Genomic DNA, 24,893 nt, shown 5'->3' with positions numbered 1-24,893 from the left:
TTACTCAAAGTTGTTTACTCGATGACTCATTAGTAGCTTCTTCGCTCCATTTAATTCATCATATACATTAAGCTTAAAGCCAGATGATCCTACGCCTTTCATTGCATAATCATCGACAGCAAATGATTTAGAAATTTTGTCCCCAACAGCTAGGCTTCCGTTACCTTCTCCTAGTTTGTAGGACTGAGAGAACTTGTTGCCGTTATATTCAATTTCAATAACCAGATTTCTATCTACCAACATTTCTTCAAATGGATTATTTTGTTTCAAGGTATATTCGAAATTGAAATCAACCTGATCTCCATTCGAGCTTCTAGCAAAAATCTTATTAAATTTAAATTCAAATGGACGCAAGTCTAGAACTTCAAATAATAATTTTGATTCTCGCTTATCATCAGTAAGAGACAAAAATGCTCCATTTACATAACTGTCCGCCTTAGTCGTACCCGTTATATATTTACCTTCACTAATACCCTGACCTACAAGCAGCTTTAAGTCACTAGCTTTGTACTTTTTAGGAATATCGGCTGTAATAGAAATCAAATTAACGCCATCTGGAGTTACCTCTTTATCACTTAATGTAAGCTTAGCAGGTATTTGCACTCCTGTTGATGTTTCATAATAGTAAGCTACAACATTTGGTAATTTGGAATAACGTTCACCTGTATTACGGTATGATAGTAGGCTACGAATTACATTTGTATTCTTTCCTTCGTACACGTTTGTTTCAAGGACATTCATTTGCGCTTCTACACCTGGCTGTGTCAATGTGTAGTATGCTGTTGAAGCAGGATCATACGTTGGCAAATCCGCATCTGCAGCCTTAATCATAAAGTTACCAATCGTACTAATTGGTTTGTCATCTACAATTTCGCTTAGTCGGATCTTTGCATTTTCGAACTTAGAGTCACTCGATACTTTAGATGTTGCGATAATCTTAGCCGATTCACCTGGTTTCAACCCAATTGCACCATCAACATGTAGCAATTGAATGTCTTTACTATCGACTTTCACACCACTCAACCAAGCAGTCATTGCGAACTTAGGCAATGGTTGTGTGTTTTTACCTGTGTTTTTAATGGTAATAGTTGTGTTGATAATATCTTTTGAATCCCAAGGTAAGCGCTCGAAGTTATCAACATTCACTTCATACGTACCTTGTTTATTTACGTACGTCGCTTTGGACTCAGTTGTGACCGATGTAGTGTCCGGTACCATGTATTGAGCTAGCAAATAATCATTGTTCTTATTTTCATCAGCAACACGCTTCACGGTCAACTTCATATTAGATAGAGATACACTTGCAGGGATAGAAGCCGTAATTGTTGCTTCTTCTGTTACACCAGGGAGTAAATTAGTATTACCTTCTGGCGTATCAGTTGGACCTGCTTGTACAGGGTACGAAGTATCCACATTCGTCAATAGTTCAAACTGAAGCTTAGGTTTCTTTATCGCTGTTTTTCCCATATTTTTCATCGCGTAAGAAATGGTAACATTATGATACTCAGAGTTTGTATCAACCATCACATTCGAAATTTTTGTATCTACAAACTGATTTTCAACCAAGAGCTTGTACGACTGCCCTTTTAAAGTAACAGAACCTCTTGTGTCGATTGTCTTCAAATGATTATACGACAGAGGTAGACTTGCACTTGCTTTTGGTGCGTCTGTACCTGTGACCGTTCCTGCTCCTGCTTCTTCTGCAATAAACAACTGATACGTTGCTTTCTTCAAGTCAGTAGGTAATTTCGAATAAAACTTGATTCGAGCAGATTCACCTGGCAATAATGATTTTTTAGATTGATCAGCATCTAGAACATAATATCGATTTGTATTCGTACGTAAATAGAACTTAAGTGAGTCGAGATTTACTGCACTATTTGAAGTATTTTTGATGTCGACAGTTAAAGATGCTTGAACATGATTACCTACAGTCGTTAACTCTAAGTTAGAAGCAGATGTAACAAGAGTATTCTGCCCTTGTTTGATCTCACGTTGTTTCCCCACTGGTGTAATGTAAGCATAGTTTTTAGGAATGGAAACCGATCCAATTACACGTTCGAAACTACCATTAGATAAAGAAAAGTCCCATTTTATAACCGATAATTTCAAGTCACTAAGATTCAGTTTACTGTCTACTTTAGCATGTATTTTAAATGTCTTTTTGGACTTTGCTGGAACAATATTATCCTTCTTCTCTGTAAGGCCCATTAATTGAATAGGATATTTATTGCCTTGATTTGATCTTATCGAAAACCAATAATCCATTAAACTTAATGATTTGCTGCCTTGATTATGTACCGTTACTGTAAAATACACATTCTTATCACCCTCTACATGATAGAACTGTACCTCATTAACTTCTAAATAGCTTGTAGCGCTCAACTTCACTTTGTTTAACTGGCTTGGTTTAAATGGTTGTTGGACAGCCACATTCTTTTGAGCAGCCATAACTTGACCATTCGATGGTAACAATAGAGGACTATACAACGCCCCAACCATAGAGAATGATAAGAGGCTTATCATTAATTTTTTACTAGATATCAACAGACACACACTCCTTATCATTATCAATATACTACTACTTTACCTGTTCCAACTGGAATTGGATAGTTAAAAATGTTTAATATTCTCTGCAGATTATGGGTATAAAAAAAGGGTAGACGCTAGGTATAACCTAGACATCTACCCTTTTGGAAGTGATTAGATCACTTTTTCTTAAGCTTTAACATCCAACACAAGGTTGATTACTTTACCATGAACTGCAACAGTTACGTATACAGTGTCGCCAGCAGCAATTGCACCTGTAGCGAATGCAGCATCTTTAGAACCGTTGTTTGTAACGTTAAGAGCTTTAGTTTTTCCGTCAGTACCAACGATGCGGTTAACTTGTACGGTTACACCGTTAGCAACGCTGTTTAGGTGTCCTTCAAGACCGTATTGATCCTTAGCTTTGATTACACCAAGAACATCGTTCAAGTTAGTAGTACCTGCTTTGATTGTAACAAGCTCACCATCAACAGCAGTTACGTTTCCACCAACTTTATCCTTGTCTGTTTTAAGTTCTTGAATTTGTTGCGGTTTGTTGGATACTGTCAACTTAGTTCTAACTTCGTCAGACTTCAAGCCAGCACCATTAACAAGAACTGTAAGATCAAGCTCAACAGACTCAGCTTTTTCCATCTTAACAGCAGTCAATGTTCTACCGTTGTTAGAAGTTGTTACATAGTTAGGATCAACGCTAACTGTGTATTGGTTAGTGCTCAATACAATCTCGTCACCGTTACCACGTTTACCCACTACTTTAAGATCTTTAGAGTAAGTAGCCGTTGAAGCGCTGAAGATGTTTTTGTCACCAGCATACAATGTGCCAAGTGGTTTGATCTCATAAGAAGAAATGTTGTCTTGAGCTACTACGCTAAGAACAACAGTTGTTTGAGAATCAGGAATTGCAGTAAGCACACCATTTACGTTATGGAACAACGCCAACTCGACTACTTGCTCGCCTTTTTTATCAGCTGTCAAGTTAATCTTAACATTATCAGCGTTTTTATATGCGATAACTTCGCCTGTATTGTAAGTTGCACCCGTAGCAGAGATATTGAAGTGAGTACCTTCGTTGATCTTCTTAACGTTGCTAATACCTACATACACGTCCTTACCAGCTTCAACTGGAAGGTCTGCAAGTTTGAACGCACGAGAGTATTGATCAAGGATTTCAATTTTATCCTTATTCAATTCTGCTGTTGCACCTTCACCGTAAGCTTTAGCTACATCTTTATGGAAGCCTTTAATAGCTTTAGGTGTTGCTGCGTCTTTAATTTCGAACTGGATGTTGCTGCTTACAGCGCCTTTAGTTACAGTCGCCATCAAGTAAGCATAACCTTTTAGACCTTTGTGAGCACTCTCAACATTGTACTCTAGGTATGCATCACCAGTTTTCTTGTCTTCAAACAATTGCAAATTATCGCTCAAGTTAAGTGCGCTATTTTGCTCCATTTTGTTCAATTCCTTGAACTTAGTGATTTTTTCGCCATTCACACCGTATGCTTCGAATGGAATTTTCACTTTTTTATCGTTTGCAGCCACAATGTCAGTTGGGTGTTGAAGTTGGAAAGATTTCAACTCTGTACCTTGTTCAACATTAACTTTATGAGTAAGCTTTTGACCGCTACCCAATGCAGTAATTGTGATTTCTACTTCACCAGATTGACGGAACATATCAGATGAAGGAGCTTTCAACTTAATAGCAGCGCTATCAGCATGAGGACCTTTATCGATTTGAGCATATGTTTCAACATTTAGAGCCAATGGGTTGTTGGACAACGCAATAACGTTTTTCTTAACGTCTTCTTTGTCAACTTTGTTACCGTATTGGTCCTTAACGTCGATCAAAAGATAGAACTCACTGTTAGTCAAGTCAGTAGAAGAAGTCAATTTTTGGTTGTCAATATTGTACAAAGATTTAACTTCTACAGTATGAGCACGGGATGGCAAACCTACAGTATAAGTTTTGTTAGCTACTACGCCAGCTTTAGCATCATGTACCATTACTGCGATAGCTTCTTTGTAGTTAAATTTGTCAGTTGTGCTGATGTTCAACACACCATCTTTAACACTGTGAGTTCCTTTGGATACTGTCCAGTTCAAGCTAGCGATCTTGGAAGCATCCTCACCGTATTGGTTCAATACTTTGAAAGGAATTTTCAATTCAGTGTACTTATCGTTTGTAGCTGCTTCTTCACCGATAAGTTCGATCTTAGTTACTTTCTCAGCTTCAACTTTAGCTTTAGCAGAGACAGTTTTGTCGCCTACTACCAAGTTGATTGTGTACTCACCTTCGGAAAGCTTGTTAGCAGCTTCTACACGGTAAGTCAATTTGTCATCGGAGTAAGTAGCAGTTTTCACGTCGATAGCCGTGGAACCACGCTTAACTTCGAATTTAGCTTTAGCTGTATCAACTGTACGGTTAAGCTTAACTTCGAAAGTCTTAGCACCTACAGTTTTAGCTTCGATTGCAAGAGCTTGCAACGTAACTTTAACTTGGTGTTTAGCACCTTTATGTGTAACTTCTACAGTAGTCTCTTTACCTTCTACAAGAGCAGTGTCAAGAGTATGTTTTACAGTTTCACCGTCAGTGAACTTAACTTCGATTGTTTTCTCGTCGATTACTTTAACGGAATCAACTTTAACAGAAGTTTTTTGCTTAACATCGTAAGCAGCTTCTACCAATACAGAGCGTTGAACTGCAACGTTCCATTTACCGTTTACGGAGAAGTCAAAGCCAGCTGCTTTGATTGCTGCAACGTAGCCAGTTGCCCATTTGGACACACCTTCTACTGCTGGAGCATCTTCAACTTTTTTCAAGCCAAGAGCCAAAGTGAAAGCTTTAGCCATTTGCTCGCCTGTTACTTTACCTTTAAGGTCAAACTTATCTTGACCTACGCCGGACATGAAGCCAGCTTTAGTAACAGCTTCGATGTATCCTTTAGCCCAGCTAGTGCTGTAACCTTTGTCTTTGAAGGAGTTACCTTCTTCTTTAGACAAACCAGCAGTAAGAGCCAAGATTTTAGCAAACTGAGCACGGTCAGTGTGCTGGTTAAGTTGTGGATCGATGTTACCATCTTTGTCTTTAACGCCAGCGAAGATACCATCTTTCACCAACGCTTCAAATTTTTCTTTAGTTGTGAGTTGTGCTTCAGCACCGAATGCTACGTTTGCGAACATAGAGAACGCCATAGCAACGGAAAGTAGCATAGCCAATCTTTTCTTCATAACCTTTTTTTCTCCTCCTCTAAATTGCTTCGGTTGTTGAGAGTGTTGCTCTGAAAGATTTCTCATTTCCCTCATCGCCGATTCACCCCCTTCCTATAAGTAGAGCGAAATGGTTTATAAAAATGAAGTCTGTAACACACGAGATGTGTCACAGAAACTCGTAATCGAATTGGGATTAAATAGAGATAATTCTTCCACTCTAGACATTATACATGTACCAAAGCCTAGCGTAAAGCATATTTTTGTGAAAAACAGGGAAGACTAATAAATTATTTCCGCTTGTTTTTCGACTTCATGTAATTAAACGCGCTAGTTGCAAAAAAGTTGCGGCTAGAGCAAAAAAACTTTTTCTTTTTCAAATCTTGCAGTGTTTTGCAGCCATTAAAAACAGTAAGCAATTGAAATCAAACCATATAACAGCACATAACAACACAAGCTAATTACATAATAAACCATAGTAATTATTAACCTAATAAATAATTAAATAAGATAATCTAATTAATCTGCTATTTGAGAATAGGATGGGAGAAGTACATAAGATGCTACTCCCCACCCTATAGAATCAATCAACTGTTTAGTATCAGATTTAGTTTCTGACTAACACCTTATAATTGCTTAAGACATCTTAGGCAGTTTCTTCATATCAATCATGACACGTGCAATAATTACAGCCGCATCTCCACGAAGCATATTTGCCTCTGGATTAAATACAAAGCCCTTCTCTGGATCAGAAGGATCGATCGGCATACCCTCGATCAAGCCTTTCTTAGCAATTGCCAATACGGCAGGCTGCGCGTAATAGTCAATCTTGTCAGCGTCTTTAAAGAACTTCAACAAATCTTTGCGAATCTTGCTGCGATCTGTCTCCATCTTCAAGTTCATCGCTTTTGCGATCATTACCGATGCATCTTGACGAGTCAAGTTGGAATCTACACCGAATACATTTGGTGAAATACCTCTCACAATACCTTCTCGCGCTGCAGTTTCAATGTAACGGAAATCCCACAGACCAGCTATATTAACTTGGCTCAAATCTTGATCAGATGGCCAATCCGCATCATCGAAGTGACGAGGTCCTTCATAATTAAGCGGCAGATCAAGTGCTTTCACAATCATGCGAGTAAACTCAGCACGGCTCACATACATATCTGTTCCAAAAGAGCTTAATGGCTGCTCAGGGTTCATAACCCCTTTACCAAGTACCGACTCGACATAGTTACGTGCGTATGGATGCTGTACAACATCGTTATAAGATGAACCCAGCTTAGCTACTACATAGTAGCCGAATTTGCGGAACGGCACTGTAATTGTGCGTTTTTTATCATCCACGACACCGCCGATATTTTCCCATTGTTTCAATTCTGGATCGAAGCGGAATACGGTAACAAGCTTACCGCCTTCTTGTGCCATGTTTTTATCGTAAGATAGCGTAAGCTTTCCTTCTTTAGAAGGAACAAGTTCACGATCCATTGTACGATTATAGAACATGCCAACAGGCGCATTCGGGAATTGATATGGATCATTACCAAAAGCAATTGGATCGTACTCTGCCTTCGTCATCAGATCATCAGCCAAACCTGGATCAATCCAGTAGACTGGGCTAGCTTTGATAAAGCTTTCTGGGAAACTTCCTCGGAATACGTTACCAGCTTGGTTCATCTCCAAGTCAAAATTAGCTGGAAGCTTATCTGCCTCAAAGTCATATTGATTCACACGACCATTTTCTGGGTTAGCAATCGAGAACAACATTTGATTACCAGAATACACTTGATGTTTAAATTCTTCTGACTTATTAGCGTCACGACGTATAAGTGATGTCCCTTTCGGGAATGCAAGACGCAGATTATTATCGAATGCTTTGTGAGAAGATTTCATAGTCTCCATGTACTGCGCACCTGGAATGGTCGTTGGTACATATTTAACATTGAAATGAGCCTTCTCTACATCATCGCCGCGTGTAATCGTAAACTCAATCTTATTCTCGCGATTCGGCTTGAGTCCAGTAACAACCGTTCGGAATGCATCTTCATAGACGATACTACCGTCGTAGAAGCGATCATACTTTTGTCTTTTTGCTTCAACTTTATTAATTACTACCTTATCAGCCCCTGGAGAATGAATAACTACTTCCAAGAAGTTCTGATTAATTACACGAATTTGATCAACAGGTTGAACAACCATGTATGGCACGTTAATTGGTACAACTTCTAAACGAGCAGTAGCTCGTGGGCCACTCTCACCGTTATTGTAAACAGCAATGTTCAATACCACAGGACTGCCGTCTAGCGGAATATCCATATTAGAAATTTTAAATGCAAAACTTTGCAGATCAGCATTGTATTGAACCGTTAGTCCATCAACAGATGTTCCGTCCGTATCTTCGTACAATACTTGACCATTTTGGATAGCCGTGAACTTATCACTCAATGTCCAAGAGAGCTTTTTATTCAAATTCGGTGAAGTAATCACAATTTTATACTTGTCAGAATTTTTTACATTTCCTGCTCCAGGAAGACGAAGGTTGGAGATTTGTGATTTTATTTCGGCTTCTGTTCGGCCTAAGTCATAGAAGTCAAAAGTTCCATAAACATTCATTTTACTCTCGCGAGTATAGTAAATGCCGCTCTTTTTCTCGAACTTATCATTATTCGGCTTTGGTATAATCGCACCTTGTGTAACACTGTAAGGGAATACACCATCCGTATCCGGAGCCGGGATAACTGGAATATTAAGCGGAATAATAGTAACTGTCGTTACTTTTTCATAAATCGCTTCTTTTGTACGATATACAAATTTAATTTTGTTCTCCCCAATAAATAACGCATCTGCTGCTTTACTAATGTTATCCTTGGCATTATTCGGAGTAGTTGATGTATCATCAAGAAGCTTAAATTTAGTTTTATCCTTACCAGGTACTTGCTCCAACTTTAATTCTGTATTATTTAAATACAAATAAACATTACGTTTTGTAGCATCGGAGTATTCAATGGAACTTGTATCAGCTACGTTCAACAACGTACCTTCCAAGAGTTTGAAATGTTTATTTTCAGTAATAATATCTTTTAGTTTCCCCGTCGTTGTGTCGAATTTAATTTGCATCCCATCGTACACAGAATCAAATTTTACAAATGGTCCATACAGCAACGTTACTGTTGCAAAATATGGCGTAGTTGAATCATTAATTTTAAACTCAATTTTCTGTTTACCGCTAATCGGTAGTGTATCTAGCTTATAAATGACACGTGTTAGTGTAGTGGGCACACCATTAATATTTTCAACAACAGTTCCACCTACTATTTTCTCAGTAAGTTTTGCTTTGTCTACTTGCGTAGTATCCAAGGCCTTGTCCGCATAATCCCTAATTCCAGCAATTTTAATATCTTGAGCGCCGTAATTAGCCACCAAGAATTCTATCGCTGTAGGCAAAGAAGATATTTCAGCTTTATCTAACTTAGTTCCTGAAAGATTTAATACATCACTTTCGGCCATACCTGGACGGTAGTTACTAAGATAACGGATATCATGAATAATTGGCTTATCTGCCGCTGTCAATGTAAAACCCATTACTGTACTTCTATCTTTGAAGCCAGTCGAAAGATTAGTTCCAGACAACTCTAATTGCATCAGTTTATCTAGCTGACCATTTAAGTGGGTACCTTCACGAACTTCAAAATCAACAAGGACATAATCATCGATAATTTGTTCATTCATGTAAGTCGCCTTCATAACACTAGGTAATCCTGTTAAGGAGTATTCAATGTTAATAGCAGGATTCGTTGTTCCCTTTGCAATTGGAATAATTGCTTTACCGTAGATAATCATATCTGTCGGCTTATTCAACGTAGGATTTGTTGATAGATCAACCTTGTCTGAGCCATTTTTAAAATGTACGTCGTAGAATGTAACCGTGTTGTTGTAAAGCGCAACCTCACGTACAGTCTCTACTGTTTGTGTACCATTAATCGCACGAATTTTAACTAAGTTTTTACCCTTGTTAAGTACAATTGGCGATGCAAAGAACTCCCAATTGTTATTTTTAGAAACATTAAATGTCCAGCTATTGTTATTAACAACAACTTGAACTTTTTCAGCATTCTTTGCTTTACCAGTAATACTTACAGAAGCTGAATCTTTATTCGTAGGTGTAATTGATTTAACAATAGTCGTTCCGATTTCTTTCAACTCTTGCCGCGCGCCATTCAAAGACACTTGCAAATCAGACAGAGTCGGTCCGTTACGATATTCAACATAGATCGAATCGTACACTTCCGTCGAACCTTGCAATCCTTTGAACGTAATACGGTTCAAACCAGAGAACAATTGAAGGTTAAATACTTTCAAATTCGTTCCGTTGATAATTATATTTGCCGTTTGCTCCTCACGTGAAGCTACAACATGTTCTTTATCATCAGGTGTCATCGTAATTTGTTGCACAGTATATGAGATTCCCTTTGCGCCCACACCGTTAATGGATCCGTCTAGAGTAATACGTTCATCACTAGTAACTCTAGCGCTTTTTGCGTCATATTGCTCATTTGGGAATACGAAAAATCCTCCGCCCGCAGCTTGAGCTACCGAACCAAATGGTAGCGGCACCATCGTGATGAGAAGGGCTAATGTCAGCATAATCGCTAAGCATTTCTTCAAAGCGGGTGTCTTCCTTAGTGCTATCATTTTCTTCGCTCCTTACCTAATAATTTGTGTACTCATGTTATCGGTTGGAAACCCTTAATTGTTTAGATTAGGATGTAAATCGATTACAAAAAGCGACAGAAAGCACTAAATAAACAGCACATAAGAACTACATAGAAAAAGCAAAAAAACCTCCTCTCACTAGCAGCACACTAGGAAAGGAGGTTTATCTAATTGGTTATGAATCTGAACGCGAATCTACTTTAACTCGAATACGATGAAGCATATCCAGCATCGGTCTTCGCTTCTTACTCACAATACCGATGACTTCAGCTCCCAACTGCAACGCAACCAACAGGATGCAGATGACTACAAAAGTAACCCAGTTCGCATGATGCGAAGCGGCAACGGACTGAACGATAGCAAGTATACCGAAGAACGTTGCGATACCGTAAATAATAAGTACCGTCTTGCGATGACTGAAGCCTAATTCACGTAAACAATGATGCAAGTGGCCTTTGTCAGGTGCAAAAATTGGCTTCTTCTGCAACCAGCGACGAACGATAGCAAAGAACGTATCAGATAATGGCACTCCAATAATAAGAAGCGGTGTAACGAAAGATACGATTGCAACTTGCTTGAATCCTAACATAGATAAGACCGCGAGACTAAAGCCTAAAAATAATGAACCCGAATCCCCCATAAAGATGCGGGCCGGATGAAAATTAAAGAACAAAAATCCAATAATACTGCCTAGTAGCAACGCACATAATAGAATGACTACTGGATTACCCATAAATACGGCCATCACAAGCAGCGTAGCAATCGAAATACCAGATACGCCAGCCGCAAGCCCGTCCAATCCGTCAATCAAGTTGATTGCATTTGTCACACCAACAATCCAGAAGATAGTTAGTGGAATTGCAATCCAATCATCAATAGACAAATATTGATTGCCGAAAGGCACATTTACGAAATTGACCGTTAGGTCGAATCCAAACACAACTACACATGCTGCAATAATTTGTCCAAGGAGCTTAACCTTAGCCGACAATTCATAAAGGTCGTCCAATGCCCCAATCAATACGATAATCGAGCCACCAGCTAGAAGACCCCATACGAGGTTGCTGTCTCGCTCAGTAGATAACAATAGGTCAGGTGCAACAACCATTAAGCCTAACAGTGTTATTACAAATGCACCGAAAATGCCGAGTCCACCCATGCGAGGCATAATCCGAGTGTGTACTTTTCGAGCATTAGGTACATCAACTGCTCCGATCTTAATAGCAAAAGCTTTAACTAACGGTGTTAAGCCAGTGGCTAAAAGCAATGCCAGCAGCCCACCAAGTACATATACGGTTACCATCGGTTATTATCAACCTCCATTTGACTCCGGATTGAATTATACTCCGTTCGAAATGGAAACACCAGCGCCCAAATCAGTAGGAAAATAGGCGAAATCGTGAGATTATAGGCGAATTCATTACTTTTTCTTCACCTTTCCTTTGTCACGCACCACTTTCCACACAAATCTAGGAAGCGCAAGCATTCGCTTATAGCGCCAAGGTTCTTTAATTAAGCGGTAGAACCATTCTAGACGTAAAGAACGCATCCATTTCGGAGCTCGTTTCAACTTTCCAGAGATAACATCGAAGCTTCCGCCAACACCCATCATGATAGGAACATTTAACTGTTCCCGATAGCGAGCAATCCACGGTTCCTGAGTTTCAGCTCCCCTAGCGACAAATAGCAGATCAGGTTGAGCCTGTATAATCTCGTTAATAACGGCTTCATCTTCCTTTTCAGTAAAGAATCCATCACGGCACCCAACGATCTGTATACCTGGATACAGCTGCTGCAATCGACTGGCAGCGGCCTCGACCACTTCTGGAGCTGCTCCCAGCATATATACTTTCCAACCCTTTTCATTACCCTGCTTCATCAGTTCATAAAGCAAGTCAAATCCTGTAACTCGCTCCCGCAAAGGATCTCCGATGTAATCAGCTGCCCATACGATACCTGTTCCGTCAGCTACAATAATGTCCGCTTGCTCCATAATCCGCATATGACGCTCATTTTCAATTGCATTCATCAGAATAATCGGATTCGCAGTAATGACATGAGTAGGTCTCCGCTCTGCAATAGCAGAAGTCATCCAGTCGACCGTTTCCTGCATCGTCATTTTAGAAAATGGCACACCATATATTGAGACTGTTGCATAATCCCTTGTCGGGTTCATCATATCACCTAGTTCGTTTGACGCAGTAACTGCACCACTTGTTTCGCTGGCAGCTCTGCTTCTTGTATAAGTTGCTGAATAACCTCTTGATGCTGCTCACGCCATCTTACTGTATTACTTAATACAGAAGACGCTTGCTCTACCGCATGCTGAGGATGAAGCTGCTTCGTCGTTCCGATCGCCTGCTCACCTAAGCGATTGAGAAACTGGTCGATCTTAGGATCGTAGGATATTCCCAATACAGGTACGTGCTGAGATGCTGCATAAATAAGAGAGTGCAGCCTCATACCAACAAGTACACGGCAACGACTTACTTCCTTTAGCATGTCCAAAGGATGTGGATATATCGGACTGATGCTGACAGCCGAGCCATGCTTGTCCACATTGCTTAGACGGTCCATGACATAACGGGATGCCGTCTCATCCGAGTGACCATGAAACGGAAGAAAACGAATATGCAATTGCTGCTGTTCCATCCATTGCTGCAGCATATCCGCAATACGATCCATATCCGATCGATCCTCATTCCAAAAACGAACGGACACACCGACAATTGGTCTTCCCTCTTCATCCAACCCAGAAGATTGAGGTGTACCAGATGGAAGCCTCATTCCCATAACAGGATCAGGTACAACTTCAATGGTACTTTTATTGAGACCCATCTTCTCCAACAAAGCAGCCGATTCCACATCACGCACCGATACATACGCAGAACGCGAAAACACATTTTTGATAAATGGATAGAACAGCTTGCGCTGGACAGGTCCAATTCCTTGTGCATATATAAATGTCGGCTTGCCAAGCCACTGTGCAAGTTTAATAACTCCAAGATAATAAGGAATCGTCTTTGCACTAGTTGCATCTTGGAGCAAGCTTCCGCCCCCACTAATGAGGGCGTGACTGTTCTTCAACGCTCGTCTAACTTCACCAATCTTCATACGATGTACAGCACGAACGCCATACAATGCTGTCGTAGCAGCCGGATCTCCAGATAACACAACAGGTTCAATGCGAATTCCAGCCTCCCGACCTGCACGCTCCAACGCATTCAGGATCGAGTTAAGAACTGCTTCATCTCCACTGTTATTGAAGCCGTAGTAGCCAGATATGACTACTGTTCGAACTTCGGACGCCATGCCTCCCAACACCTTTCTACCACAGTCCAAATTACAATTGCAATGACGCCGATAATTAAGCCCAGCCCCATGCCAAGCAGCGTACGCGCCAACGAAATCATAACCGGAGTATGAATGTGGGCGAAAGTATCCACCATGGACAATTGCCCAATTACCGCGATAATAAATAAGAACGAACCCCAACGATAACGAAGTGCGATAAACGCACCAGCTAACAACATTGGGTGTGCCAATAAAAATTCTTTGTTACGTGGACGGACACCAAATGTACTTTCAAGAAAAGTACGGAATGCCATCTCCAGAGAGCTTACCGAACCTGCGTTACCTGTACGAGACAAGTAGTACATACCGATAATACCGATTACACCTAGAGATAATACCCAAAGAACGGTAATTGGCATAGCAAGCCAACGCTTCGCTTCCTTGAATACAGACTCGCCACGATAGAGGAATACATACAAAGCTGTCAATGCTATTGGTGCAAGATGCAATAAACTTACGCCGCGGAACTGGTTTAGCACGAGACTATAAGTAATATTGTTCAGCAATGCAATGACAAAAGGAACTGCAATTAACGATATAAGCGAAGTTCGTACGAACAATGCAATCGCCAAGCCAAGTCGACGACCAATTGAAGTAACTCGTGGCGACATCTCGATACGTCGTATCGCCAATATCATTGCAATAGTCGGTGCACTAATTGCTGCACCAAGCGCCAAGGCCTGTTCCAGCAATCCTGACTTCTTTAATACAAACAAGCCAGCGGCTCCTACTAAGCCTAACACGAATGCAGGCAGCATCACAAATGGAACAAAATATGAAAGGAGGAGCGCAATTAACGCTACAGCACCTACAACAACAAGCGCTTTTGCATATCGCTGCCAACTAGCATCCACAACTTCAAACGGAACTGCTTGTCCAAATGAGAATCCGTCTTCTGCAATCATAGCTAAGCCTTTGCCAGGTTCTTGCATCGAACGAATCAAATTGTCTGTAGAATCAACAACGATGTTCTTCTTTGCGTCACGTTTCACCATCGCGTTCAAGTAGAACATACGAATGTTGCGATCCTTAACAGCAAGTGCCATACGATCCCCTAGCACTTCTGGCTCATTGAAAGATTCTGATTCTCCAATGGAGTGGATTCGAACTACATTATAGTCAATCAAGAAAGCCAGACGGTTAAAACCTTTCTGTGGAGCTTTCAAACCTTCGATCGTAGCAATACCAATCTGATGCTTCTTCAAAAGTTCAGCAAAGTTCGCCAAACTTTTCTTCTCTTCATCATCCGTGAATCCTTTTACCGATTCACCATCGAACAAAATTCGCTTCACACCAAGCTGCGCAAATTGTTCCAACTGCTTATCCACTTGCTCCGCATCATAGGGAATAGAGTCAGACAAGCGAGGCACAATTGTAAACCCTTTGCTTGCCAGTAATTCCAACGCTATCGGATCATGCGGCAATGCTTGCAACGTTGCAAATTCCATTGGCGTTTCAAGAACAAGACCCACTTTATCCTCCAGCTTCCAATCGCGGACCGTCACCTCAAGCTGAGTAAAGGTGCTGCGAATCACGGGAGCAAGATGCTTCGCCTCTTCTTCGCTGTTAAATAACACATAAGTATAGTTTTCAGTCATAGATGGCAGCTTGCCTTGAAGCATAGCTACCTGACTTGAGTTATACAAATAAATACGTTTGGCACTCTCAAGCTCACGCAAGGAGCTTTCGAACACGGCCATCGATTGAACACCAGCTTCTTTTAGCACATCCAATCGTTCATTTAGATACGCTTTTGGATTCACTTGGTACAATGAGACATCAATCAGGTCGCGGTAATCCATAACAACTTCAACCTGCTTGGATGATTGCTCAGTCTGCACACGTTGTACCGTAACCGCTAATGAAGCAATCACACCGATAATGACAAGAAGCCATAACCACTTCTTCGCACCACGGTTCCACTCTTCTAATTTATTAAGCACGTATTTCCCTCCTTGAAACGTTCCACTCAGCTGCCGTGCTCGCTGCTATCTAACAGCTTTTCTATTCAGCTTCGGTTCTCATGTATGCTTACACATAATGCGGATTGTTCACTTTATACTGAATTGGAATTGGCGCAACGCTGAATTAAGATTCTGACTTAGCAAGAGCAAACGTAATATCAGCTTCTGCTACGACTTTGTCTCCCACTTTTGCAACTCCTCTGCCTTTACCGACTGTTCCCTTTATGCGTGTGATTTCAACTTCAAGTTGAAGCGTATCACCAGGAACTACTTGCCCGCGGAAACGACAATTGTCGATACCGCCGAAAAATGCGATGCGTCCACGATTTTCTTCTTTAATAAGCATCGCTGCAGCACCTACCTGTGCAAGCGCCTCAATGATAAGTACCCCCGGCATTACAGGGTATCCAGGAAAATGTCCTGCAAAGAACGGTTCGTTTATCGTGACATTTTTAATTCCTACCGCACGTTGGCATTCCTCAATCTCGATAATTCGATCTACAAGCAAAAATGGATAGCGGTGTGGAATTATTTCTTGAATTTGTTGAATGTTAAGCTCCATGATTATTGGCTCCTTCCTGAATAAAAAAGCTTGATTAGGCAAACACTAAGAACATCCTTCATCGACTGCAGGCGTGAAGGTTTAGATAAGGAGCTTCTTCATGCGGTTCTGCCGTTCACAAGAAGCTCTTTTCATCTGCACATTGACACATGCAACTGCATTCCATTTCATTATGTAACAACGATTAAAGCAAACATTTAATGAACGACATCCTTCGTTTGACTGTTTACCCTTATAATTTGTATTACATATAAGAGCGATGTTAAGTAAGAAAATCCGATTACGATCCACAATACTGTTACTGCATACTGCCACTGAAAATAAATCATGACAATTGCTGCATACAGCAGCACCGTTGTCAGCTTACCCATAGTATTCGCCGCTAATGTCTTCTTACCCCTCAAATAGAACCATAACGAGCCAAGAATCATACCTCCATCTCGAACAAGCATGGCAGCCACTGCCGCAATCGGCATGTCCTTAGACCATAGTAAAGAGAACATTACTGCCAAGATCATGAGCTTATCTGCAAGCGGATCCAACATTTTTCCTACAAAGGTGATCTCATTGCGCTTACGCGCTAGATAACCATCCAGCACATCTGTCAATCCTGCAAATAGCCACACAACAAAAGCAATGTATCGTTCTCCGACAAAGAAGAGCATTAAGTAGACGGGGATGAGCACAAATCGAATCGCTGTCAGAAAATTCGGTACATTCACCCCAAAACCTCCAGTAACCCCCATTTTCTTCTTTCCTTCAACCTATTATACATGCCCCTACTCAAAAATAAAACCGCACAAAAAACACCCTGTAACACACGGGATGAACGCCCGAAATCGTCACAAGGTGTGTATTTGCCATTCATAGAGCACTAACCAAACACAAGATTATATACATGTATGAGAGGCTTTAAAGATAGCGCCTCGGATAATTCCCCATTACCGATTACAACATAGCCAAGAGCCAAACCGATATATGCCATAAGCAGACAAAGCATCGGTACAACAACAAGTCGAAACACCCATTTTAACGTAGAGGATTTCTTGCCAACATCGTTAGAATGGGAATGCTGCCCCTTCTTATTAGCTGATTCTGTATTAGCAGAGGAAGGAGACTTACTTCGTTCCAAACCGCCTTCTTCTTTATAACGATTAGAGCGGCTCAACGGTTGTGAATTCGTCATTATTCGCTCTTTCCCGTTCTCCATTAACTATTCACCTGCTTTGCTTTAGCCCCTCAGGCTGTTCGCTAATCCCCACATGGTATCACCAGAAGTAAGCGCCCGAGCTGCCATCTGATAGGCGCGTTGGGCTTGAATAAGATCCGCCATCTCATCCGTTAATGAGACGTTAGATTTCTCCAACATACCTTGTCGCACCGTCAATGGCAACATACCATCTGGTGGAATATTCGTCAAGTTCAACGTCGTTACTACCATTTCTCTTGGCGTCCCTGCTGGAATGACATACAAATTGTCATCCGCCTGCATAAGCAGTTCAGGCTTAGTAGGCTCGACAATTTTCAACACCCCCACTTGGATAGGGTCGCCTACAGCACTGTTGTATTCAAATACTCTTCCAAGAGAGTCTACACGAAGCTCAAATCCATTTCGAATTCGAATAGGCTGATCGTTAGCACCCAAGACAACATGACCTTGCTTTGTCGTCAATATGCCGCCTGGGGCAGCACCAGCACGTTCATCTGGCATAAGCTGAAATTGTCCTTCTCGAACGAAAGCATTTCCTTCCGCGGTCTGAACTTCGAACAAGCCGTTCCCTTGCAGCGCTATGTCTGTATCCACACCTGTTGATACAAGTTCACCTAATGAAAAATCACGCTGAATACTGTTCAATTTTGAACCATATGCCATCGTATACCCAGAAGGAGTAGCACGGCCAGGTTGCTCGAAATCATCACCCTGCTGAAGAACATTTGTCATAACATCAGCAAAAGTAGCGGTCTTCCGCTTGTATCCATTTGTATCTACGTTAGCAACGTTATCCGCAATAACATCCAATTTATTTTGCAAACCATTCATCGCAGTCGATGCAGTGATCATAGAAATGTTCATATCAACACGCTCCTACCCTTACGTATTCGTGACTATACACGGCCAATCTCGTTGACGGTCTTCTCTAACGTCTTGTCATAGAATTGAATCATCTTATGATTCGCTTCATACGCTCGGAAGGCAGACATCATATCTACCATAGATTGTGACGTATCCACGTTCGAACGTTCGAGATAGCCTTGTTCTACACGAACAAGTTCAGGAGCCACTACAGCTGCTTGACCATTCTCCAGACGGAAACTTCCATGTCCAGCTCGAATCATATCATTTGGATTCTCAACGCGCGACAGCAATAAGCGTTGCCCCAAATCTGCACCCGTACGTGCATTAAACATTCGTCCTTGAGGATCTACACGCAAATCCTGTATAGGCGTATCAACTAAAATAATTGGAGCATTGTTAGCACCCAATACAAGAGCTCCATCTGCCGTAACCAACTCTTGATCTTGGTTCACTGTAAAATGTCCATCTCTTGTGTAGAGAACTTCTTCCCCTTGTTGAACGGTAAAGAATACTTCCGGCTTATAAGTCACGTTCCCTTGCGCATCAATGGACTTGCCAGAAGCATCAAAGTTCATACCAGGTACTTCGATATCAGATACGAGTGCAAAGTCTCCCATCTGTTTCGTCTGCATCAGATCGCCCTGAACGAACAACATTTGACTTTCTTCCCCGAACACACCTGTACCTAGCTGACCAAGCTGAGCACCAGCTGCTTTGTCACTGCCCATAAGACGAATCATCATCTCTGGGAATGAGCGCACAGAAGTATGTACGGATTTGAAGCCAGGGGTCTGTGCATTTGCAATATTATTCGTAATCGTATCATGTCGACGCTGCTGCGTGATCATACCAGAAGCTGCCGTATATAATCCACGGATCATGCTACATCTTCCTCCCGTAACACCTTACCCTATGAGGGTAAAAGGCATCGCATATAGATATATAATCTATATATCGGATTAGAAACGCTTTTTCTTAACGACACGATCAAGATTGTCCAACATAATTCCTGTCCCTTTTACAACACAGTGCATCGGATCCTCAGCAATAAGTACAGGTACTTTCAATTCATCCGCCATTAGCTCGTCCAAGCCATCTAGCATCGCTCCGCCACCAGTCAAAATAACACCACGATCAATAATATCTGCAGATAGCTCAGGTGGTGTCCGTTCTAATACCGACTTGGATGCCGCAACAATAGCAGAAACCGAATCCCACAGCGCTTCACGCACTTCAGCAGATGTTATCGTCACCGTATACGGAAGACCAGACACCATATCACGTCCACGAATGTCCATTTCCTGCTTAGTGCCTTCGGGACGAACAGAGCCGATTGTAATTTTGATATCTTCTGATGTACGTTCACCAATGAGCAGCTTATATTTATGTTTGATATAACGCATAATAGCAGCATCGAACTTATCTCCAGCTACTTTAATGGACGAAGCTGTTACAATGTCGCCCATAGATAATACCGCCACGTCTGTCGTACCGCCACCGATGTCAACAACCATATTGCCGCTTGGTTCAAAGATATCCATACCCGCACCAATAGCGGCTGCCTTTGGCTCTTCCTCTAGGAAGACTTCCTTGGCGCCGCTACGCTCAGCTGCTTCTCGAATTGCCTTCTGCTCTACCGATGTGATGTTCGTCGGCGCGCAAATTAATATACGCGGATAGGAATACCATTTGCGACCGCCGACACGTTGAATAAAGTGCTTGAGCATTGCTTCTGTCACTTCGAAGTCTGCAATTACTCCATCCTTAAGCGGACGGATAGGTACAATATTTCCAGGTGTACGCCCCACCATTTTACGAGCTTCTTCGCCGACAGCTAATACGCGTTTGCTATCGCTTTCAATCGCGACTACTGACGGCTCATCCAAGACGACTCCTTTCCCTTTCACATGAATGAGAACATTCGCCGTTCCTAAGTCTATTCCGATATCCTTGCTCAACATAGCATCGAGAGCCTCCACATTCTATATTTCTTCTAAATTACGATCATTTCCGACCATTTCCAGCAAGTTATTTACTCGATAAAGATATCATATATTAAGCTCTCGGTTCAATGACTAATGAGAACGTGTACTATATTTACGGAACGGACAAAGGCGTACTGCTGTTCACATGTAGCGAGTGAGTCAAGACTTACCAGCTGCAAGCACCTCACGCTTTTTGCCAGTTGTCTTTTTGTATTTTATCTTGGTTGCTTCTCCCCCTCGCAAGTGGCGAACGGACTTGTGGTATTCGAGAATGTGCTTGACTTGGTCCGCCAAATCCGGATTTATTTCCGGCAGCCGCTCGGTCAGGTCTTTATGCACCGTACTCTTGGATACACCGAACTCCTTGGCAATGGTGCGTACCGTATGTTTGGTCTCCACGATACAGCGGCCGATTTTAATAGTCCGTTCCTTGATGTAATCGTGCACGTTCCCGCCTCCCCTACTTGACTTAGTTTGGTACATTATATGAGGGGTCTTCCCACTTATGCTTTATAACCAAGCCTGACAAGCTTAGGGACATTGTAATTTTTTTGGGAAGCAAAAAAAGAGCCGCCCCACTGAGGCAGACTCTTACACGCTACACTCGGGACAGCTCTGTTTATTTTATTGATTTTTCGTAAGCAAAGTTGTCGGGTTAACAGGCTTATCATTTTCATACACACTAAAGTGTACATGTACGCCTAAGCCTTTTTCCTGCTCACTTGTTCCAGCAATCGCAAGAGCGTCACCCTTTTTAACAGCATCGCCTTTTTTCACTTTAACGTCCGTTACACTTTGATACAATGTCTTAAGTCCATTCCCGTGGTCAATCTCTACCACATTCCCCATCGTTGGATGAGCTTCAGCTCGAACCACTGTACCGCTCAATGCTGCCACGACATCAAAAGGCTTTTGATCTTTTCTAGCCAAATCGATGCCAACATTCGGTGTAAACGTTTGGTTATGCTGTACTACTGCTTTTTCTTGCTCTTCCTTCGTTGCATTTGCATCATAGAAGCCCATGACAACATCAACGGCTTGTGCATCTAGTACAGGCCAGCCAAGCACTTCATTGCCCGCCATTACTTCTACAGCTTCTCCTGCTGCTCGCTCTGAGTTGCTCTCCGTCACTGACTTACCCTCTGTTTGAACCGCGGCTGGGTTCTGTTTCAGCTGCTGATTGGATCCTTGGTAGATCCATACTAACGTTAAGATAAGGGCTGCTGCGGTGACATACAAGGCTGGAAATACCCACTTCTTAGACAACAGCTTTCTCCATCCAGTTGCTGGAACCGCTGGAGTTCCTGAAAGCTTTGAAGCTTCCATAGAAGACGGTTGCGTGCTAGACGAATTCATTTTCGAACCTTTGTTATTTTGGTTCTGTTCATTCATTGGTATCACCTCAGTAACCATTGTTACCGCGGCTTTTCCTTTTATACGTATTCATTTGATATTTTCTAAGTTTTCTAATTTTCATGCTAGTAAGATACGAAACTAGCGGGATAATTAACGAATTCCTTGTTCGAACGATCAAGGCTTCTTCGGCCACACATCCTCTATCTTCTTCAACGTGGTACCGACATAATAATAGGTTACAATCTGTTCAGCCTTGCTGCCTTTCAGCGCCATACCCTGTGCCCCATACTGGCTCATCCCTACTCCATGCCCATAGCCGTAAGAGGTGAGCACCACTTTGCCATCTTCCCACTTCCACTCTACCGAACTAGACGTTAATCCAAGGCGTTCTCGAAGTTGCCGGCCGGTTAGCTTGGTATCGCCGATGCTTAGCTCGGCGATACGCTGGCCCTTCGTGCGGGAGAGGACCTTGATGCTCTCACGTACTGTGCGGCTTCCTTGCTCTGAAGCCGCATCCTCGTCCACCGCGAGCGCTTCGAAGGCGGGAACGGCGGACGAAGCGACGCCTAGTTTGCGCAGCATATCGGCAGCGTCGAGCTTGACTATGTTTGTGAAGCGCGGAGATATTGCGCGATCCCAAGGACTCGGCACACTTCTCAAATATGGGATTGGCGGGGAAGCCCAGTAGTCTTCTGCATTTTCTGTATGACCATTGCTTGTTGAGAAGTATGCCGCTTGGATAGGCTGATCCTTATAAGTAAGGATTAGGCCTGCCGTTTCATTAACCGCGCGGTTCAACTTCTGCCGCATCGGATTTTCGCGATCTTCTAGCTTAGCTAACGGTTCATATGCTTGATGAGCGACTGAACCAAGCACATCGGCACCTTGAGGCACTTCGTGGTTCTTGGCGTGCATAAGCCGACGGACAATAAACGTTCGTGCTGCGATCGCTTGCGCCTTGAGCGCTTCTAGCTCGAAGCGCTCAGGCATCTCTGCTGCTACAACGCCGCGCACGTAGATTTCCAAAGGCACACGCTCTACCGCTTGCTTGTCCGCTACATATACGCCCACATAAGGTGCTTGGTCATCAGGCTCTTTGATCATTTCGTCAGCGCTGGCACGCTCTTGAACTAAATCATTCCGCCGTTCGGTGGATTTCTTCTGTTCAGAGTTTGATATGGCATTACGTTTTGAACCTGCCTCTGTTTGTGGGACCTGCTTATCTGTATGCACAATTGCCCCTGCTTTGTTGCCCGATCCATACTTACTAGGTTCGACAATGCTTAATGGCAGCAGCATTAGGATAAGAACGAGCAGACAAGCACCTGCCGTTATAGTTAGGAACTTGCGCTTCTCCTTTTTCCAGTACCGCGAATAGAATTGCATAGCACCTTTTGATTTAAGAGACTTCCCAAGCCTCCAACGTCTCGACATCCGCCGCTCTCCTTTTCTACTTCTCTTCACTCTCTTATCACCAATTCTATGTTCAACAATATGCAAGATTAAGAGGTGATAGAACCAATTAGCCTTACCCTATAGACCTAACGTACTATTTTTCGTAAAAATATGGAACTATACAGGCGACTCTCGCGTCTATATAAGTAGAGTGCTGCTGACATCATCTGCAACTCCCCATACACCAATCGAACCATACAAAAAAAGCCGTCCCCTAAGGAAACGGCTTCTCCATTCAAATATGATTCAATGATGAATATGCATCATTAATGTCATCTGACCTAACATAGCTTACGCCATTGTTGACTTAACTCTCGATGCATCACTGCGTTTGATACTTCCGTCTTCATCAGCAGTAGATGGCTCTGCATGTACACGCCAAATATCTGCGCCTAAAGCGGACAACTTCTCAGCCAAATGAACATATCCACGATCGATATGGTGCGTTCCGCCGACCTCTGTCGTACCTTCCGCTACCAAACCTACACAGATTAGTGCCGCGCCTGCACGAAGATCAGTTGCAGTAACTTTAGCTCCTGTCAACTTCAATCCACCAGTAACGACAGCTGCACGACCATCGACTTTGATATTTGCACTCATCAAGTTGAATTCATCAACATGCATGAAGCGGTTCTCAAATACAGTCTCAGTAACAACAGAAGTACCTTCAGCTGCCAAAAGAAGTGCCATCATTTGAGATTGCATATCTGTAGGGAATCCTGGATACGGCAATGTCTTCACATCTACAGCCTTAAGCGGTTTGTCCGCGATAACACGGATACCATTCTCGTCCGGCTGAACCGTAACACCCATCTCTTCCATTTTAGAAATAACAGGACCTAGATGATCAGCGATTGCGCCTTCCACATATACATCTCCGCCTGTCATCGCAGCAGCAACCATGTACGTTCCAGCTTCAACACGGTCTGGAATAACAGTATGCTCTGCTCCACGCAGACGCTCAACACCCTCGATACGGATAACTCCTGTACCAGCACCACGAACTTTAGCACCCATCTTGTTCAGATAGTTCGCAAGATCAACGATTTCTGGTTCACGTGCTGCATTTTCCAGTACAGTAGTACCTTCAGCAAGTGTAGCTGCCATGATGATATTCTCAGTTGCGCCAACACTAGCTACATCTAGATAAATTTTTGTGCCTTTTAAACGGCCGTCAATTTTTGCTTCAATATAACCTTGTCCAAGTCCAATTTCGGCTCCCATTGCTTCGAAGCCCTTCAAGTGCTGATCAATCGGTCTTGATCCGATTGCACAGCCGCCCGGCAGTGAAATACGTGCTTTTCCAGTACGAGCTAGAAGCGGTCCCATCACCAAGAAAGAGGCGCGCATCTTGCGCATCAATTCATAAGGAGCCTCATGAGAAACTAATGTTTCTGCATTGATTCTAACGGTTTCGCCTTCATAACTTAGGCTCGCACCCAACTTTTCAAGTACTTGATGTATCGTCTTTACATCCTCAAGTGGAGGAGCATCGTGAATAACACTGATGCCTTCTTCTCCGAGCAACGAAGCCGCAAGAATGGGAAGAACTGCATTTTTCGCGCCACTAACACGCACAGTTCCTTTCAGTCGCTTGCCTCCGCGGACGATAAATTTACTCATCCTATTTCCCTCCGCGCTATTTTTCCGCCCCATCTAATCTTTATATC

At 42.4% G+C, this 24,893-nt stretch carries 17 protein-coding genes; all 17 read right to left on the bottom strand.

Features of this window, described 5'->3' with window-relative positions; translation table 11 throughout:
- Complete coding sequence (locus tag IFO66_RS07930; RefSeq protein ID WP_192024601.1) at nucleotides 1-2,547, bottom strand: hypothetical protein; 2,547 nt, start codon at nucleotides 2,545-2,547, stop codon at nucleotides 1-3.
- A gap of 171 nt (nucleotides 2,548-2,718) precedes the next feature.
- Entirely contained in the window at nucleotides 2,719-5,775 is a 3,057-nt protein-coding gene (locus IFO66_RS07925) for an S-layer homology domain-containing protein (RefSeq protein WP_192024600.1), read from the bottom strand.
- 615 nt (nucleotides 5,776-6,390) lie between these two features.
- Nucleotides 6,391-10,449 (bottom strand): S-layer homology domain-containing protein, encoded by a 4,059-nt coding sequence (locus tag IFO66_RS07920; protein ID WP_192024599.1) that lies wholly within the window; start codon nucleotides 10,447-10,449, stop codon nucleotides 6,391-6,393.
- 196 nt (nucleotides 10,450-10,645) lie between these two features.
- Nucleotides 10,646-11,773 carry an MraY family glycosyltransferase gene (locus IFO66_RS07915; RefSeq protein ID WP_192024598.1) on the bottom strand — a complete coding sequence of 376 codons (1,128 nt, stop codon included), beginning with the start codon at nucleotides 11,771-11,773 and terminating at the stop codon, nucleotides 10,646-10,648.
- A gap of 117 nt (nucleotides 11,774-11,890) precedes the next feature.
- Nucleotides 11,891-12,646 (bottom strand): WecB/TagA/CpsF family glycosyltransferase, encoded by a 756-nt coding sequence (locus IFO66_RS07910; protein ID WP_192024687.1) that lies wholly within the window; start codon nucleotides 12,644-12,646, stop codon nucleotides 11,891-11,893.
- 8 nt (nucleotides 12,647-12,654) lie between these two features.
- Entirely contained in the window at nucleotides 12,655-13,782 is a 1,128-nt protein-coding gene (gene csaB / locus IFO66_RS07905; RefSeq protein WP_192024597.1) for a polysaccharide pyruvyl transferase CsaB, read from the bottom strand.
- Complete coding sequence (locus tag IFO66_RS07900; protein WP_192024596.1) at nucleotides 13,758-15,767, bottom strand: DUF5693 family protein; 2,010 nt, start codon at nucleotides 15,765-15,767, stop codon at nucleotides 13,758-13,760. The genes csaB and IFO66_RS07900 overlap by 25 nt, the downstream gene beginning before the upstream one ends.
- Nucleotides 15,768-15,912: 145 nt before the next feature.
- A complete protein-coding gene (fabZ, locus tag IFO66_RS07895) occupies nucleotides 15,913-16,350 on the bottom strand; it encodes a 3-hydroxyacyl-ACP dehydratase FabZ (RefSeq protein ID WP_192024595.1) in 438 nt (145 codons plus the stop codon).
- Between the two features lie 197 nt (nucleotides 16,351-16,547).
- Nucleotides 16,548-17,072: a CDP-alcohol phosphatidyltransferase family protein gene (locus IFO66_RS07890; protein ID WP_192024594.1), complete on the bottom strand. Its 525-nt coding sequence runs from the start codon at nucleotides 17,070-17,072 to the stop codon at nucleotides 16,548-16,550.
- A gap of 152 nt (nucleotides 17,073-17,224) precedes the next feature.
- Complete coding sequence (locus IFO66_RS07885; protein ID WP_192024593.1) at nucleotides 17,225-17,560, bottom strand: DNA-directed RNA polymerase subunit beta; 336 nt, start codon at nucleotides 17,558-17,560, stop codon at nucleotides 17,225-17,227.
- Between the two features lie 21 nt (nucleotides 17,561-17,581).
- On the bottom strand, nucleotides 17,582-18,424 hold the full coding sequence (locus tag IFO66_RS07880; RefSeq protein ID WP_192024592.1) for a flagellar hook-basal body protein: 843 nt from the start codon (nucleotides 18,422-18,424) through the stop codon (nucleotides 17,582-17,584).
- 32 nt (nucleotides 18,425-18,456) lie between these two features.
- The gene (locus IFO66_RS07875) at nucleotides 18,457-19,308 is read right to left on the bottom strand and encodes a flagellar hook-basal body protein (RefSeq protein ID WP_028593819.1); all 852 of its coding nucleotides are present in this window, start codon (nucleotides 19,306-19,308) and stop codon (nucleotides 18,457-18,459) included.
- Nucleotides 19,309-19,386: 78 nt separating this feature from the next.
- On the bottom strand, nucleotides 19,387-20,388 hold the full coding sequence (gene mreB, locus IFO66_RS07870; RefSeq protein ID WP_192024591.1) for a rod shape-determining protein: 1,002 nt from the start codon (nucleotides 20,386-20,388) through the stop codon (nucleotides 19,387-19,389).
- Nucleotides 20,389-20,571: 183 nt separating this feature from the next.
- Nucleotides 20,572-20,859, bottom strand: a complete 288-nt coding sequence (spoIIID, locus tag IFO66_RS07865; protein ID WP_028593821.1) for a sporulation transcriptional regulator SpoIIID — start codon at nucleotides 20,857-20,859, stop codon at nucleotides 20,572-20,574.
- A 177-nt stretch (nucleotides 20,860-21,036) separates the two neighbouring features.
- A complete protein-coding gene (locus IFO66_RS07860) occupies nucleotides 21,037-21,804 on the bottom strand; it encodes a M23 family metallopeptidase (protein WP_192024590.1) in 768 nt (255 codons plus the stop codon).
- 138 nt (nucleotides 21,805-21,942) lie between these two features.
- Nucleotides 21,943-23,202, bottom strand: coding sequence for a stage II sporulation protein D (gene spoIID / locus IFO66_RS07855; RefSeq protein ID WP_192024589.1), 1,260 nt, complete (start codon nucleotides 23,200-23,202; stop codon nucleotides 21,943-21,945).
- Nucleotides 23,203-23,514: 312 nt separating this feature from the next.
- The gene (gene murA / locus IFO66_RS07850) at nucleotides 23,515-24,846 is read right to left on the bottom strand and encodes a UDP-N-acetylglucosamine 1-carboxyvinyltransferase (RefSeq protein WP_192024588.1); all 1,332 of its coding nucleotides are present in this window, start codon (nucleotides 24,844-24,846) and stop codon (nucleotides 23,515-23,517) included.
- Nucleotides 24,847-24,893: the final 47 nt, after the last annotated feature.

This window comes from Paenibacillus arenosi, assembly GCF_014841135.1.
In the GTDB taxonomy this organism is placed as follows: domain Bacteria; phylum Bacillota; class Bacilli; order Paenibacillales; family Paenibacillaceae; genus Paenibacillus_B; species Paenibacillus_B arenosi.
This window is presented reverse-complemented; position numbering and strand designations above follow the sequence as displayed.